This is a genomic window from Stappia sp. ABD4_338 (genome assembly GCF_056312175.1).
This window is the reverse complement of record NZ_CM149982.1, coordinates 1,328,729-1,344,393: the sequence shown is the minus strand read 5'-3', so window position 1 is coordinate 1,344,393 and position 15,665 is coordinate 1,328,729. Positions and strand designations below refer to the sequence as shown.

At 67.3% G+C, this 15,665-nt stretch carries 11 protein-coding genes; 7 read left to right on the top strand and 4 right to left on the bottom strand.

Annotated features, from left to right (window positions below; genetic code table 11):
- The first annotated feature begins 88 nt into the window (after positions 1–88).
- The 7 genes from ACYX4S_RS06200 (at position 89) to ACYX4S_RS06170 (ending at position 8,880) form a co-directional block, all read left to right on the top strand.
- Complete coding sequence (locus ACYX4S_RS06200) at positions 89–1,006, top strand: carbohydrate ABC transporter permease (RefSeq protein ID WP_476362258.1); 918 nt, start codon at positions 89–91, stop codon at positions 1,004–1,006.
- Positions 1,003–1,836, top strand: coding sequence for a carbohydrate ABC transporter permease (locus ACYX4S_RS06195; protein ID WP_293718455.1), 834 nt, complete (start codon positions 1,003–1,005; stop codon positions 1,834–1,836). Before ACYX4S_RS06200 ends, ACYX4S_RS06195 begins: the two co-directional genes overlap by 4 nt.
- Before the next feature lie 20 nt (positions 1,837–1,856).
- Entirely contained in the window at positions 1,857–2,744 is an 888-nt protein-coding gene (locus ACYX4S_RS06190; RefSeq protein ID WP_476362257.1) for a sugar phosphate isomerase/epimerase family protein, read from the top strand.
- Positions 2,741–3,736 (top strand): Gfo/Idh/MocA family protein, encoded by a 996-nt coding sequence (locus ACYX4S_RS06185; protein WP_476362256.1) that lies wholly within the window; start codon positions 2,741–2,743, stop codon positions 3,734–3,736. Before ACYX4S_RS06190 ends, ACYX4S_RS06185 begins: the two co-directional genes overlap by 4 nt.
- A gap of 146 nt (positions 3,737–3,882) precedes the next feature.
- Entirely contained in the window at positions 3,883–5,760 is a 1,878-nt protein-coding gene (locus ACYX4S_RS06180) for a sigma-54-dependent Fis family transcriptional regulator (RefSeq protein WP_476362255.1), read from the top strand.
- Between the two features lie 193 nt (positions 5,761–5,953).
- Entirely contained in the window at positions 5,954–7,753 is a 1,800-nt protein-coding gene (locus tag ACYX4S_RS06175; protein WP_476362254.1) for an NAD(P)-binding domain-containing protein, read from the top strand.
- A gap of 71 nt (positions 7,754–7,824) precedes the next feature.
- Positions 7,825–8,880: a 2,3-butanediol dehydrogenase gene (locus ACYX4S_RS06170; protein WP_422069062.1), complete on the top strand. Its 1,056-nt coding sequence runs from the start codon at positions 7,825–7,827 to the stop codon at positions 8,878–8,880.
- Positions 8,881–8,967: 87 nt separating this feature from the next.
- Here ACYX4S_RS06170 and ACYX4S_RS06165 read toward each other — a convergent pair whose 3' ends face one another.
- The 4 genes from ACYX4S_RS06165 to ACYX4S_RS06150 form a co-directional block, all read right to left on the bottom strand.
- Positions 8,968–10,278: an HlyD family type I secretion periplasmic adaptor subunit gene (locus tag ACYX4S_RS06165; protein WP_476362253.1), complete on the bottom strand. Its 1,311-nt coding sequence runs from the start codon at positions 10,276–10,278 to the stop codon at positions 8,968–8,970.
- Complete coding sequence (locus tag ACYX4S_RS06160) at positions 10,268–12,145, bottom strand: type I secretion system permease/ATPase (RefSeq protein WP_476362827.1); 1,878 nt, start codon at positions 12,143–12,145, stop codon at positions 10,268–10,270. Before ACYX4S_RS06160 ends, ACYX4S_RS06165 begins: the two co-directional genes overlap by 11 nt.
- Before the next feature lie 14 nt (positions 12,146–12,159).
- Complete coding sequence (locus ACYX4S_RS06155; RefSeq protein WP_476362252.1) at positions 12,160–12,855, bottom strand: hypothetical protein; 696 nt, start codon at positions 12,853–12,855, stop codon at positions 12,160–12,162.
- A 117-nt stretch (positions 12,856–12,972) separates the two neighbouring features.
- The gene (locus ACYX4S_RS06150) at positions 12,973–15,576 is read right to left on the bottom strand and encodes a TonB-dependent receptor (RefSeq protein WP_476362251.1); all 2,604 of its coding nucleotides are present in this window, start codon (positions 15,574–15,576) and stop codon (positions 12,973–12,975) included.
- Positions 15,577–15,665: the final 89 nt, after the last annotated feature.

Genomic DNA, 15,665 nt, shown 5'->3' with positions numbered 1-15,665 from the left:
CTCCTCCCGAAGGCTTGAGCGGACGGGGCGCGCGCCTGTCACGAGCGCGCCCCGTCACACCCGATCCATGTATCAAAACGGCCCGACCATGACCGACAGTTCCGCTCCAGACGCTCCGGCGCCCGGACGAAGCCTCGCCCGACGCGTGCTCCCCTACGCGATGCTCTCGCCGGCCGTGCTCGTCACGCTCGCCATCGTCTTCCTGCCCATGCTGCAGACCGCATGGATGAGCCTGCACGAATACGTCCTGTTCCGGCCGAGGAATTTCGATTTCATCGGGCTCGACAACTTCCGCAAGGCGCTCAACGACGAGGTCTTCTGGATCTCGCTGCGCCACACGGTGATCTGGATCGGCATCACGATCCCGGCCCAGCTTCTGCTCGGTCTCGTCACCGCGCTGATCCTCAACCAGGACTTCCCCTGGCGGTCGCTGGCGCGCGCGCTCATCATCATTCCCTGGGCGCTGCCCTCGGTGGTGATCGCGCTGATGTGGGTGTGGATCTATGACAGCAACTACGGTCTTGCGAACGACTTCCTGCTGCGCCTTGGCCTGATCGAGCAGGCCGTGCCGTGGCTCGCAAGCCCGGACACCGCGCTCGGCGCCATCATCCTGACGCTGACCTGGCAGGGCTTCCCCTTCTTCGCGGTCATGATCCTCGCCGGCCTGCAGTCGATCCCCAGGAGCTACTACGAAGCCGCGGCCATCGACGGCGCAAGCGCCTGGCGTCAGTTCTGGCACATCACGCTGCCGGGCATCTCCGGCGTGCTGGTGACGGCCGTCCTGCTGCGCATGATCTGGGTCGCCAATTCCTTCGACGTGATCTTCGTCATGACCGGCGGCGGCCCCGGCTACAGCACCTACACGCTGCCGCTCTACGCCTTCGTCAAGTCGCGCACCAATCTCGACTTCGGCTACGGCTCCGCGCTGGCGGTCCTGTTCACGATGCTGCTGATGGTCTTCGTGATCCTCTACCTCAAGCGGACCGGAAAGGCGGTGAGCCGATGAGCCTGCACAAGCGTCCCGTCTGGCGGCGGATCCTGGTTGTCGACCTGCCCATGGTCGCCATCCTGGCCTTCACGCTCGGTCCCTACCTCTGGATGTTCCTGACCTCCGTGACACAGGAATCCAGGCTCTTCACGCAAGGGCCCTCGATCATCGGGGCCACGGTCGAGAACTACACCCGGCTGTTCGCCACCGTCGGGTTCGGCCGCAACCTGCTGGACAGTCTCATCGTGTCGTCCGGCACCGTGCTCGTCGGCCTGTCGCTGTCGATCACGGCCGCCTATTCGTTCTCGCGGTTCGAGTTCAGGGCCAAGCGGATCCTGATGCTGCAGTTCCTGCTCATCAACATGTTCCCGCTGGTGCTGCTCATCCTGCCGCTCTTCGTGCTGATGCGGGTGCTCGGCCTGCTCGACACCCACCTGGCGCTGATCATCGCCAACTCCACCATCGCGATCCCCTTCTCGATCTGGATGATGGTGAGCTACATGAACGGCATCCCGCGCTCGCTCGACGAGGCGGCGATGACGGACGGCTGCACCCGCTTCGGCGCCCTGTTCAGGGTCGTGCTGCCGCTCTGCGTTCCCGGCATCATCGCCACCGGCATCTACATCTTCATCACCTCCTGGAACGAGTATCTCTACGCCCTCACCCTCGGCGGGCGGAACGTGCGCACGATCACCGTCGCCGTCCAGACGCTGATCGGCGAATACGAAGTCCAGTGGGGCCTTCTCACCGCCGGCGGCATCGTCGGCGCCATGCCCGCCACCGCCCTCTTCCTCCTCGTCCAGAAACGCCTCATCTCCGGCCTGACCCAGGGCGCGGTGAAGGGCTGACCGTCGAAAGGACCTCCCCCTTGAAGAACCCAGTCGGCATCATCTCCATGCAGTTCACCCGTCCCTTCCGGGGCGCCGACCTGCATTACTTCGCCAAGGCCGCCGACCTTGGCTTCGACTTCGTCGAACTGCTCGTCCCCGAACCCGAGGACGACCTGGACCTCGCCGAGGCCCGCCGCGCGGCCGAGGACGCCGGCATCTTCCTGGTGCTCGCGGCCCGCGTGAACCCGTCCCGCTCCATCGCCTCCGAGGACGCGGCCAACCGCCAGGGCGGCCTCGACTACCTCAAGCACTGCGTCGAGGTGGCCGACGGCATCGGGGCGAAGATCATCGGCGGCCCGCTCTATGGCGAGCCCATGGTCTTTGCCGGACGCCCGCCGGTCCCGCGCACGGACGAGGACATCGCCGCGCGCGCCGAACGCACGATCTCCGGCCTCAGGGAAGTGGCCCCCGTCGCCCGGTCCGCCGGCAAGGTCTTCGCGCTCGAGGCGCTCAACCGCTTCGAGACCGACATCCTCTCCACCACCCGCCAGTCGGTCGAAGTGGTGGATGCCGTTGCCGACGCCGGTCTCGGCGTCATGCTCGACACCTTCCACATGAACATGGAGGACCGCTCGATCCCGGACGCGATCCGTCTCGCCGGCGAGCGCATCGTCCACTTCCAGGCCAACGAGAACCATCGCGGGCACCCCGGCACCGGCCATCTCGACTGGCCGGCCATCATGCGCGCCCTCGCCCAGGTCGGATACACGGGTCCGGTCTCGCTTGAGCCGTTCCGTCGCAACGATGACCGCGTCGCGCTGCCGATCGCACACTGGCGCACCCCGCGCGAGGACGAAAGCGAGAAGCTCATGGCCGGACTTGGCGTCATCCGCAATGCCCTCGCTCTGGCGGAGGTCGACCAATGATCAACATCGGATGGATCGGCTGCGGTCGTCACGCCAGCCAGATGCTCCTGCCCCAGCTCGGGCGCAACGGCTTCCGCATCGCGGCCCTGTGCGACCGGGACAGCGCGGCGCTGTCCCAGGCAGCGGCGAACTACGGCGTCACCGCACTCTATGACGACTTCCGCGAGCTCATCGCCCACCCGGGCCTCGATGCCATCGGCATGGCCGTCGGACCGGACCTGCACCGCATGGCCTCCATCGCGGCGCTGGAAAAGGGGCTCCCGGTCCTCATGGAAAAGCCGCCGGCGGCGGATGCGGCCGGCGCGCGCGAGGTGGCCGCCGCATCGAGGAAGGCCGGCAAGCCCGTCATCGTCGGCTTCATGAAGCGCTACTCGACCGGCAACCGGATCGCCCGCAACGTGCTCGACGGCGGCGACTTCGGATCCGTTCTGGGCGTCACCGGCAGCTACATGACCGCGCCGACCTACTTCCAGGGCGAGCCGGACTACACGGGCTTCTACCTGCACCACTGCGTCCACTACATGGACCTGATCCCCTGGTTCGCCGGCGAGGACTTCGGCGACATGCTGGTGCGCTCGGCAAGCCCGGCGCCGGGCAAGCTCCTGATCCACGTCAACTTCACCACGAAGGGTGGCGTGATCGGCAATGTGGTCATGGGCACGGTCCAGTCGCGCGGCACGCCGATGGAGGAGATCCGCATCATGGGCGATCACGCCCGCCTCGAGGTGGACAACATCATCAACGTCCGCCTGTTCCGCGACCCGCCCTTCAAGGCGGACGATCCGGCGGCAACGCTCGACCCCGCCTGCGACACGCTGTCGTGGACGCCGAATTTCACCGCCGCCGCCAACGAGGACCACAAGGGCTACGCGGCCCTTCTCGCCGACGCGGCCGCAGCGATCCGCGGCGAGGCGAACGGTGCCCCGGACATCGAGGCCGGCGTTCTCGCCATGGAACGGCTCGAGCGCATGATCGCCCAGATCAAGGCCTGAGCCACCGCTGCACACCCAAGACCGCAAGGGCCGGCGCCGGGAAACCGGAGCCGGCCCTTGCACGTCCGCCCGCCCCGTTGCTCGCCGATTGCGTTCCCTCGGCAGGTCACGCTATCGTCACGGCGCACCTGCCGAGGGAGGACGGCATGAGCGACATTGAGCATGTCGACGAGATCGGCCGCGTCCTGCGCGGCCAGCCCACGGGGCGCGACGATCTCGTGACGACGAGCTGGCGACGATGCGTCGAGACCTATGGCATGGATCCGACGCGCCCCGAGCCCGCCCACATCGTCACGGACACGCAGTTGCGCGCCCATCAGGAACAGGCCGAGCGGCTGATCGCGACCGCGCGGTCGGGCTTGCGCGCGCTGTTTCGCCAGGTGGCGGGCCAGAACTACGTGCTGCTTCTGGCGGACGCGGACGGGATCTGCGTCGACTTCTTCGGCGATCCCCGCTTCGAGGACGACCTGCGCCAGGCGGGGCTCTATCTTGGCTCCGACTGGTCGGAGGATCTCGCCGGCACCTGCGGCGTGGGCTCCTGCCTCGTCACAGGCAAGGCGGTGACGATCCACCAGGACGACCACTTCGGTCTCGCCCACACGCCGTTGTCCTGCACCGCCGCGCCGATCTACGACACCTGTGGCAAGCTGTCCGCGGTGCTCGACATCTCTCTGCTGCGCTCCCCCAGCCCCAAGTCCAGCCAGAACCTGGCCATGAACCTCGTCAAGGCGTCCGCGCGGCGGGTGGAGATGGCGAACCTCATGGCCATGACCCGGCGCGACTGGGTGCTGAGACTGTCCACCTCGCCGGAGTTTCTCGAGGTCGACCCGGAAGCCGCCATCGCGCTGGACGCCTCCGGGCGCATCATCGGCATGACGCAGGGCGCGCTGGAGTGCCTCGCTCCCTCGGGCGCCGACACGCTGATCGGAATGCCCATGGAAGCCCTGACCGAGCACGACATCGACGACCTGCCCGACTACATGCGCGGCCGCCCGTCCGAGGAGCGGGTGTTGCGGCTGAAGGACGGACGCGGCCTCTTCGCCCATGCGATCGCACCGCAGGTCGCCCGCCTGCCGAGGAAGACTTCCGCCACCGGCGGCACGGCGGCCACCGCGCGCACGGGCCTGCCCGCGCCGCTGGAAAGCCTCTCCGGCCCCGACCCTGCGCTGGCCCGCCTGCTGGAGCGTGCCGCGCGCCTGGCGCCGACCTCCGTGCCGCTCATGCTGTGTGGCGAGACGGGCACCGGCAAGGCGCGCCTCGCCCGCGCGATCCACGTCTGCGGCAACGATGCCGGAACAGGCGGAAGCGCGGCGGCGCCGTCGCGCCAGGCCCTCGCCTTTCATGGCGTGCATTGCGCCGGACTTGACGCGACCGCCGTCGCCCGGCTCTCGGACCTGCCGGCGGGCACTTTGTTCCTGCGCGGGATCGAGGATCTGGAGCCGGCGGCGCAGTCGGCGCTTGTCGGCCTTCTGGACGCGCGTTCCGACCTGCGCCCGATCACCACGACCTCCTGCGCGACAACCGGGAGCGAGGAGACGTCGCCCGCGCCCGCAAGCCTGCGTCCGGACCTGCATTTCCGCCTCGCCGGAGCGGTGCTCGCGCTGCCGCCGCTGCGATTGCGCCGCGACCTCGACTGGCTGGTCGAGCGCCTGCTGCGCCGCCGCCCGGAGGAATTCCGCCTGTCACCGGCGGCAAGGGCGGAGCTGTGCGGCCGCGACTGGCCGGGCAACATCCGCGAGCTCGCCCACGCGCTCGACGTCGCCATGGCAACCGCCACGGATCTCGTCATAGACCTCAACGACCTGCCGCCGCCGACCTGCCGCCGGCCGCCGCCATCCGGCTTCATGCTCCCCGCACCACGCTCCGCCGCGCGGTCGGGCGCGGCCGGCACGTCGGACGACGAGCTGGAGGCCCTGCTCGAGGCCTGCCACTGGAACATGTCGCAGGTGGCCCGAAGGCTCGGCGTCAACCGGTCGACCATCCTGCGCAGAGTGCGCAAGGCGGGCCTGACACCGCCCGACTGATCCTCGTCCGCATTTCGCCTGTTGCGCGGCCTGTTGCATCCCGCCCGCCGCCCGCGTTGCGTCCTGTTGCGCCCGCAACGCGGGCGGCGCAAAAACGCCGTGCTGCGCCGCACTCCGGATGCGCGGCCATGGTCCGGGCCGTACTTCGCCTGCCATCCTTCCCTTGCAAGCACAACGCAAAGGGAGGATTGCGATGCTCGACACTGCCCCCATGAAGAAGGCGGAAACGCTGCTCACGAAATTCGGCAAGGCGCTCGAGGCCGGCGATATCGCCGCCGCCTGCGACATGTTCCAGGACGACTGCTACTGGCGCGACCTTGCCCCCTTCACCTGGAACCTGAAGACGGTGGAGGGCAAGGACCAGGTGGCGGACATGCTGACCAGCCAGCTCCCCTCCGTCGCACCGTCGAACTTCCGGCTCGCCGAGAACGAGATCCCCAGCGAGGAGGACGGCGTCCTGACCGCATGGATCACCTTCGAGACGGCGGTCGCGCGCGGCTATGGCATGGTGCGGTTCAGGGACGGCAAGATCTGGACGCTGCTCACGGTCATGTCCGAACTGAAGGGCCACGAGGAGCCCAAGGGCTTCAACCGGCCGCTCGGCGCCAAGCACGGCGCGGGCAAGAACCGCCCGTCGTGGAAGGAGGAGCGCGAGCGCGAGGAACGCGAGCTCGGCTACACCACCCAGCCCTATTGCGTCATCGTCGGCGGCGGCCAGGGTGGCATCGCGCTCGGCGCCCGCTTGCGCCAGCTCGGCGTGCCCACCATCATCGTCGAGCGCAACGAGCGCCCCGGCGACAGCTGGCGCAAGCGCTACAAGTCCCTCTGCCTGCACGACCCGGTCTGGTACGACCACCTGCCCTACATCAAGTTCCCGGAGAACTGGCCCGTCTTCAGCCCCAAGGACAAGATCGGCGACTGGCTGGAGATGTACACGAAGGTCATGGAGCTGAACTACTGGACGAAGACCACGGCGAAATCGGCCAGCTACGACGCGAAGACCGGCGAGTGGACACTGGTGGTCGACCGCGACGGCGAGGAGGTGGTTCTCAGGCCGAAGCAGCTCGTCATGGCCACCGGCATGTCGGGCAAGGCGAACATTCCCGATTTCCCCGGCATGGACCGCTTCAAGGGCGAGCAGCAGCATTCCTCGCGCCATCCGGGCCCGGAGGCCTACGCGGGCAAGAAAGTGGTGGTGATCGGCTCCAACAATTCCGCCCACGACATCTGCGCCGCCCTTTGGGAGCACGACGCGGACGTGACCATGGTCCAGCGGTCGTCCACCCACATCGTGCGCTCGGAAACGCTGATGGACGTGGGCCTCGGCGCCCTGTACTCGGAAGAAGCGGTCAGGAACGGTGTCACCACGGAGAAGGCCGACCTGATCTTCGCCTCGCTCCCCTACCGGATCATGCACGAGTTCCAGATTCCCGCCTACGAGGAGATGAAGCGGCGTGACGCCGACTTCTACGACGCGCTCGAGAAGGCGGGCTTCTGGCTCGACTGGGGCGATGACGGCAGCGGGCTCTTCATGAAGTACCTGCGTCGTGGCTCGGGCTACTACATCGACATCGGCGCCAGCCAGCTCATCATCGACGGCAAGATCAAGCTCAAGCGCGGCCAGGTGGCCGAGATCGTCGAGGACGGCGTCCTGCTCGAGGACGGAACGAAACTCGAGGCGGATCTCATCGTCTATGCCACCGGGTATGGGTCGATGAACGGCTGGGTCGCGGACCTGATGGGCCAGGAGATGGCCGACCGGGTCGGCAAGGTCTGGGGACTGGGATCGGACACGACCAAGGACCCCGGTCCCTGGGAAGGCGAACAGCGCAACATGTGGAAGCCGACGCAGCAGGAAGGGCTGTGGTTCCACGGCGGCAACCTGCACCAGTCGCGCCACTACTCCCAGTATCTGGCTCTCCAGCTCAAGGCCCGGATGGAAGGCATCGACACTCCCGTCTACGGTCTGCAGGAGGTACATCACCTGAAGTGACATCTCCCCGGCGCGCCGGGGCCTCTCCGGCGCGCCACACCTCCCTCCCCCCTCTTTCAAGGACAGAACCGATGAAGGCAGCACGCTGGCATGGCGCGAAGGATATCCGTGTCGAAACGATCGAGGAGCCCCGGACCGGCCCCGGCGACGTGAAGATCAAGGTCGCCTGGACGGGCATCTGCGGCAGTGACCTGCACGAGTATCTCGCCGGCCCGATCTTCGTGCCCGTCGGCACGGATCACCCGCTCAGCCATGACAAGGCCCCGATCACCATGGGCCACGAGTATTGCGGTGAAATCACCGAGGTCGGCGATGGCGTCGACAACCTTGCCGTGGGCGACCGCGTCGCGGTGGAGCCCATCTTCGCCTGCGGCCATTGTGCCGCCTGCCGTGAGGGGCGCTACAACCTGTGCGACAGCCTCGGCTTCGTCGGACTGTCCGGCGGCCATGGCGGGTTCGCCGCCTATTCGGTGGTGCCGGCGCAAATGTGCCACAAGATGCCCGACGAGCTGAGCCTGGAGCAGGGTGCGCTGGTCGAGCCCGCCGCCGTGGCGCTTCACGCCGTGCGCGTCAGCCAGATCAAGGCCGGCGACAAGGCCGCCGTCTTTGGCGCGGGACCGATCGGACTTCTCGTCGTGGAGGCCCTGCGCGCCGCCGGAGCGTCGCAGATCCACGTGGTGGAGCCCTCCGACCAGCGCCGCGCACGCGCGAAGGACCTCGGTGCGACGTCGACCATCGACCCGATGCACGAGGATCCGGTCGAGGCGATCCGCAAGGCGAGCGGAACCGGCGTCGATGTCTCCTTCGAGGTGACGGGCGTGCCCTCCGTCCTGCAGCAGACGATCGATGCCACCCGCCACGAGGGACAGTCCCTCATCGTCTCGATCTGGGAGTCCGAGGCCGCCTTCCAGCCCAACACGGTGGTGCTCAAGGAGCGCTCGATGAAGGGCACCATCGCCTACCGCAACATCTACCCGGCGGTGATGGAGCTGATGCGTCAGGGGCACTTCAGCGCGGACAGGCTGGTGACCAAGCGGATCGACATCGACGACATCGTGAGCGAGGGCTTCGAGGCTCTGGCGCGCGAGAAATCCCAGATCAAGATCCTGGTCAAGGCGCCGGACTGATCCCCACAGCCATCCCGCTCCTCGCCAGGGGCGGGATGGAAGCCGCGGCCTGCCCTTCCCCTCGGGCAGGCCGCGGGCGGATGGCCCTCATTCCTCGCGGAACGTGCGCGCGATCTGGTCGGACAGCGGCTTGAGCAGATAGGACAGCGCCGTGCGCTCGCCCGTGCTGATGAAGGCTTCCGCCGGCATTCCGGGAACGAGTTCCAGCGCGCCGAGGCGTGCAAGCTCCTCCGGCGGCACGGAAATACGCACCAGATAATAGGAAAGGCCGCTGCGCTCCTCATGCGTGAGATCGGCCGCGATCCGCGTCACCTCGCCGCCGACCTCCGGCGTGGTGCGCTGGTTGAACGCGGAAAGTCGCAGAACCGCGCCCTGCCCGATGCGAAGTTGGTCGATGTCCTGGGGCAGGATCTTCGCCTCGACCGCGAGCCGGTCGTGATCGGGGACGATCAGCATCGTCACGTCGGCGGGCGAGATCACCGCGCCCGGGGCATGAACCGCGAGCTGGTGCACGAGCCCGGACTGCGGCGCGATCATGTCGATGCGCCGCAACTCGTCCTCCGCCGCGACCCGCCGCTCGACGAACTCGCCGATCTGGGCGGAAATCTCCCGCAGCTCCGAGCCGACCTCGGTCTTCAGGTCGCTGTCCACCTGCAGGATCTGCAGCCGCGCCTCGGCGATCCGTCCCGCCGCCTGCGCCTGGCCGGAGATCGCCTCGCCGCGCTCGCCGCCAAGTGCCGCCGCCTCGCGCTCCAGCGCATTCATGCGCTGCAGGGTCACCAGCCCGCGCTCCTTGAGCTTGCGCAAGCCCTCGAGTTCCTGCTCCAGAACCGACAGCCCCCGGTCGTGAGCCGTTTCCTGCGCCTTCAGGCCCTCGATCTCCTTCTCGAACTGGCTGATACGCTGGGCAAGCTGGTCCTTGCGCCCCTCCCGCGACTGCCGGCGAAAGGCGAAGAGCCGCTCCTCGCTGGACAGCGTCGAGGCAAGCTCGGCGTCCGTTTTTGATCGTCGCACGAGTGCTTCGGGAAAGGCGATGCGCCCGAGGTCGTCCCGCTCCGCCTCAAGACGCGCCTTGCGGGCGCGCAACTCGTCGAGCCGCTTGAGCACGATGGCAAGCCGTGCGCGCGTCTGCGTCGCATCGAGCCGGATGAGCGTTTCCCCCGCCGCGACCCTCTGTCCGTCGCGCACCAGAAGCTCGCCCACGACACCGCCGGTCGGGTGCTGCACCTTCTTGACGTTGGAATCGACCACGAAGGTTCCGCTCGCAACGACCGCTCCGGTCAGGTTCGTCGCGGCCGCCCAGCCGCCGACACCGACCACCAGCGCCACGCAGACGAACAGGCCCGTCAGGAGATGACGCGTGATCGACCGCGACAGGCCGGCGACATCATTGTCCATCGTCGCTCTCCTTTTCCTCGCCCGCATCCTCTCCGGCGGACGCATTGAGGGCTTCGTCCTTGTCGTCCGCGGCCTTGCTGCCGGGCAGCACCCGCAAGGGAACCATCTGCCGCCCGGTGGTCCGGAAGCCGCCGGAGGCCGCCGTGGCCGGCTTGCCGCCCGGTCCAGGGCCGCCGGGACGGGCGACCTTCGCCAGAACCTCGTCGCGCGGCCCGAAGGCCCGCGCGCGCCCGCCGTCCATCATCAGCACAAGATCGACCGCCTGCAGGGCTCCGGGGCGGTGGACGATCACGACAGCGATGCCACCGCGCGCCCGCACGCCCTCGATGGCCGCAAGCACCGCCGCCTCGCCTTCCGCGTCCAGATTGGCGTTGGGCTCGTCCAGAACCACAAGGAAGGGATCGCCGAAGAGCGCCCGCGCCAGGCCGATCCGCTGGCGCTGCCCGGCGGAAAGGGACGCCCCCGCCTCCCCGACCCGGGTCTCGTAGCCGGCCTCGAGCCTGAGAATCATCTCGTGCGCGCCGGCCGCCTTCGCCGCCGCGACGATGGCGGCGGGAACGGCGTCGGGAACGAAGCGGGCGATGTTTTCCGCGATCGTCCCGTCGAAGAGGTCGATGCCCTGGGGCAGGTAGCCGATGTGGCTGCCGAGCGCCTCCGCGTCCCAGTGTGAGAGGCTGGCACCATCGATGCGCACCTTGCCGCCGGCAACGTCCCATGCGCCGACGAGCGCGCGCGCCAGGCTCGACTTGCCGCTGCCGCTGGGCCCGACGATGCCGAGACCGCTGCCCGCGCCGACCGTGAAGTTCACGCCACTGATGGTCGGCTTGCGCGCGCCAGGCGGCACTACGGTGACACCTTCCGCCTTCAACTCGCGCACCGGCGCGGGAAGCGGCATGATGTCGGCGTCGGAGGGCATCTGCTGCAGAAGGGCCTTGAGCCGCCCCCAGCTCTGCGTCGCCATCAGGAACGGCCGCCAACTCCCGATCGCCAGATCAACCGGGGCGAGCGCACGCCCCATCATGATGGAACTGGCGATCATCACGCCCGCGCTCACCTCCTGGCGGATGACGAGCCACGCGCCCACGCCCAGGATCGCCGACTGAAGCATCATGCGGAAGGATTTGGACACGCCTCCGAGCCCGCCGGCGACGTCGCCCGCGCGCCGGTTCGCGGCCAGATAATCGTTGTTGGCCTGCTGCCAGCGCGCCGCCAGCCGACCGGCCATGCCCATGGCCCAGACGGATTCCGCGTTGCGCCGCGAGGCCTCCATCAGCGCATTGCGCGACATGCCACTGGTCATGACCTCGCGGATCGGCGCGCGCGACATCGCGTTGGTCGCAATGGTGAAGGCAACCAGAACCAGCGCCCCGACGAGTGCGGTCACGCCGATCCAGACATGAAACAGGAAACAGATGCCCAGATACACCGGCATCCAGGGAAGATCGAAGAAGGCCGTCGGCCCCTGCCCCGACAGGAAACCACGCAGATTGTCCAGGTCGCGCAGCGGCTGCAGCCCGTCGCCGGGAACACGGTGGCGCAACGGCAGGCGGATGATCGCCTCATGCACCCGGTTCGACAATTGCCGATCCGCCCGCTCACCGAGCCTGAGCAGCACGCGAGAGCGCAGGACATCGAGCAGCGACTGGAAGGCGTAGAGCCCCGCCGCCAGCACGGCGAGACCGATCAGCGTCGGGATGCTTCGGCTCGCGAGCACCCGGTCATAGACCTGAAGCATGAACAACGGCGCCGTGAGAGCCAGCAGGTTTACAACCCCGCTTATCAGCGCTATTGACAATGCACTTCGTCTGAGAGAAGCGACCACCGCCGCAGCCAAGGGCTGCGACGGGGTCCGCTGTGGGGCTACCAACACTACAGCGTTTCTCAGGCGAAGATGAAGTCGGACGCGTCGATCGTGCCGCTGAAGGCCGACAGTTCGATCGTGCTCGTCGTCGATCCGTCATTGTAGCTGATGACGTCGTTGACGTTGTCGACTGACCCGCCATTGGCGAGGAAGTCGGCATAGTCGCTGAAGCCCAGCCCACGCATGTCGATCTGGTCGGTGCCATCGGCGAAGCCGACGATCTCGTCGTCGCCCCAGTCGCTGCTGCCGAAGACGAACGTGTCCGTTCCACCGAACCCGTAGAACACCTCGTCGGCGGCCGAGCTGGTCTGCTCCGTGCCCTGCTCGCCCAGGTAGGTGTAGAAAGTATCCAGAGTACCGAAGTTCGACATGTAGTAGATGGCGTAGTTGAACGAACCGCCGGTCGTTGCCCCCGAAAGGTCGAAGGTCACCGAGGCATCGAGCGAATAGCCGGAGCCGCTGCCGGTGAGATTGTCACCGAAGACGAGGCTGTCGACGTCGCCGCTGAAGCCGCCCGGAGGGCCGTAGTCAAAGTCGCCGTTGAGCAGAACGGCGGACTCGGACGTGCCGACATTGCCTGCGCCCCACTGGCTGTAGTCGTTCGTGGCGCCTGGACCGGCAAAGAAGCCGTGGCTGTTGTACTCATAGTCTGCCGACCAGCTGTTGAGGTAGCTGAGCAGGTCGGTCACGCCGTTGAGGTCGATCTTCACAGTCATGGTTGTTTCCTTGAGGTTGGCTCCGCGGCGCCGGCGGGTACCGGCGGAGTGTCTTCACATGTCCGCCGTTCGGCGAACCCGGGGACGCGGCGCCGGGTATCGGCACCGCGAATCTCTTCAGAATTTCACGTTGAAGGCCGCGGTGATGGTCCGCCCCGGCGCCGGATATGCCCTCGTTCCGAGCGCCGGCACATAGGCCACGTCGGTCAGATTGTTCACCCCGAAGCGAAGCTTCGCGTGGTCGTTGAACTTCAGCGATCCGTAGAGGTCGAACAGCGTGTAATCCGTCGTCTGATAGGACGCGGTCAGGACACCGACATTCGGGCTCGTACCGCCGACGTGATTCATGCGTCCGCCGAGCGTCAGGCGCTTGTCGAGCAGACGAACGCCTCCGTCGAGCGTCACCTTGAACTCCGGCGGCACGAAGAGCACCGAAGGCTCCACCGGCTTCGTCGCGCCCTCATAGGTATAGGTGTTGCCGAAATCGGTGTGGAGCCAGGTGAAGGCACCGCCCAGATAGTAGAGCCCGGCGTCATAGCTGGCCTCGATCTCGACACCGCTCATCCGCGTCGTGCCGTCCACGTTCACATAGGAGGTATACTCCTTGTCGAACTCCGGCCGACGCACCGTGCCCGTGGAGATGTAGTCCTGGATCTCGCGGTAGAACGCCACGGCCTTCAGGCGAAAACCGTCCTGCTCGGAAAACACCCCGTCCCGCGAGATATTGGCCCCGATCTCATAGGTATTGCCGCGCTCGGGCTTCAGGTCCGGATTCGGCGCATTGTTGATCGGAGGCGCGGGCGGCGGATGCCCGCCGGCGATCAGCGCCTCCATCACCGAGGGCGCACGATAGGTCTGGGAGAAACGGGCGAAGGCCTGCAGCCAGTCGAAGGGCTGCACCGCGACCATCGCATTGGGCAGCAGCGCGCCATCCGTGCGGTCCACCGAGACATCAGAACCGGAATAGACGGTGATGGTCTTATAGCCAAAAATGCGACATGTGAAATCCGTGTCGCCGGGCTCGCACGGCACCTGGGTGCGGGTCCCACCATCATAGATCGTCGTCGAGCCCCACAGCCTGGAGTAGTCGTAACGCAGGCCACCCGATACCGTCAGCCAGTCGTCATGCTCCAGCGTGACATTGGCGAAGCCGCTGACCATGGTGCGACGCCCATTCGGATTGGTGCCGCTGAACCCGATGGAAAGGTCCGCTCCATCCGTGCCGGGATAAGCGGAGGCGAGATAGTCGCTGTCGGCCTTCGTCGTGCCGTCGTCGTGGAACATCTCCACGCCGTAGTTCAGGGACAACGCCCCGAAGGCCACGTCGAACCGGCTGGTGTTTTCGAGAGAACCACCCACCGTCGCCATCTTGTAGTCGACCGGGAAGAGCACGTCCGGGTCGAGCACGAAGCCGCGGGTCTCGTCATTGGCCAGGTGGTTGTACCAGACGTTCGCCTCCAGATCGATGAGATCGCTGTCCGGGTTCCAGGCCAGATTGGCGACGATGGTGTTGTTGGTGATCTCCTCGGTGTCCTCGTCGATCCGGCCCGACTGGTAGCCGCCCTGGCTCGACTTGGTGGCGTTTCGCATCCAGCTCAGCGTGATTCTGAGATTGTCGCTGAGGTCCGCCTCTCCCTTGATGAAGGTCGTCAGGACCTCCTGACCGGTGAAGACGACCACGTCGTCCACATAGGTAAGGCCCTCATTGAGCTTGAGAGTGCCGTTCTTGCCGATCTCGTAGGCGCCGATCTTCTTGTGGCTGATGCCGCCGACCACCGAAAAACGGTCGGACACGCGCGCCGCCGCCGTCACAGAACCGTCGAACTCGAAGGCGTTCGTGCCCGTTCCGGCGCTCGCCTCCACGCCCCAGGTCCGCCCCGCCTCGATGATGTCGCCCGCCTCGATGGTGCGGAAGTTCACCGTGCCGCCCAGCGCGCCCGCCCCGCCGACGCCCGTGGTCGCGGCCTTTTCCACGTCGATCTCGCGGATGAAGGTGGTGTCCACATAGGCCCGCTGGCTGGCGCCATGGCCCGAGCGCTGGAAGTTCTGCCTTGCGCCGTCGACCATGGTGACGACGCGGTTCTGGTCCTGCAGGCCGCGAACATTGACGACAATGCCGGGATTCTGCGCCTCCGAGCGGTTGACGTAGACACCGGCCACCGAGTCCAGAAGATCGCGGGTGTTGCGCACCGGCACCTGCTCGATCTGCTCGCGCGAGACGACGCTCACGCTCGCCGGATCCGAGTAGACCCAGTCCGGCGTGCCCTGAAATCCGGCTCCCGTGTCCTGACCCGAGATCACGATGCGGTCGAGGGCGATCGTGTCGCCGCTCGAGACATCGGCCGTCTCCGCCGTTGCCGCCGGATCGTAGACGATGACCGTGCGCGGCCCGCTGGAACGCCACACGAGGCCGGACCCCGACAGCAGCCGCCCCAGCGCGGCCCGCGTGCTCAACCGGCCCGACAGTGCCGGGGCCGAAATTCCCCGCACCGTGGCCGCATTGGCCGAAACCTGGAGACCGGCCTGCTGGCCGAACACCGTCAGCGCGCTCGACAGCGGCTGCGCCGGGATGCTGAACCGCGCCGTTTCCCCGTTCATCGCCGCCGCCGCGTCTTGCGCCAGTGCCGGCGCTCCCGCGACGATTCCCGATATCGATATTCCCGCGAGCAACGCGCCAGCCAGCCGGCGCCGTGCCCCCTTCCCCTTCAAGCCACCCTGCATTGCGGTCCTTCACTCTCGTTCGTGCGACAGGGCATCTCCGACCGGATGGCGGAAATGCCCCTCTCACAGAAGGAGACGAAGCGGGCACG

What these genes read in the sequence shown, in the direction of transcription:
- ACYX4S_RS06155 (WP_476362252.1), bottom strand. Translation starts at nt 12,855, where the DNA reads ATGACTGTGAAGATCGACCTCAACGGCGTGACCGACCTGCTCAGCTAC.
- ACYX4S_RS06195 (WP_293718455.1), top strand. Translation starts at nt 1,003, where the DNA reads ATGAGCCTGCACAAGCGTCCCGTCTGGCGGCGGATCCTGGTTGTCGAC.
- ACYX4S_RS06175 (WP_476362254.1), top strand. Translation starts at nt 5,954, where the DNA reads ATGCTCGACACTGCCCCCATGAAGAAGGCGGAAACGCTGCTCACGAAA.
- ACYX4S_RS06185 (WP_476362256.1), top strand. Translation starts at nt 2,741, where the DNA reads ATGATCAACATCGGATGGATCGGCTGCGGTCGTCACGCCAGCCAGATG.
- ACYX4S_RS06165 (WP_476362253.1), bottom strand. Translation starts at nt 10,278, where the DNA reads ATGGACAATGATGTCGCCGGCCTGTCGCGGTCGATCACGCGTCATCTC.
- ACYX4S_RS06200 (WP_476362258.1), top strand. Translation starts at nt 89, where the DNA reads ATGACCGACAGTTCCGCTCCAGACGCTCCGGCGCCCGGACGAAGCCTC.
- ACYX4S_RS06170 (WP_422069062.1), top strand. Translation starts at nt 7,825, where the DNA reads ATGAAGGCAGCACGCTGGCATGGCGCGAAGGATATCCGTGTCGAAACG.
- ACYX4S_RS06150 (WP_476362251.1), bottom strand. Translation starts at nt 15,576, where the DNA reads ATGCAGGGTGGCTTGAAGGGGAAGGGGGCACGGCGCCGGCTGGCTGGC.
- ACYX4S_RS06180 (WP_476362255.1), top strand. Translation starts at nt 3,883, where the DNA reads ATGAGCGACATTGAGCATGTCGACGAGATCGGCCGCGTCCTGCGCGGC.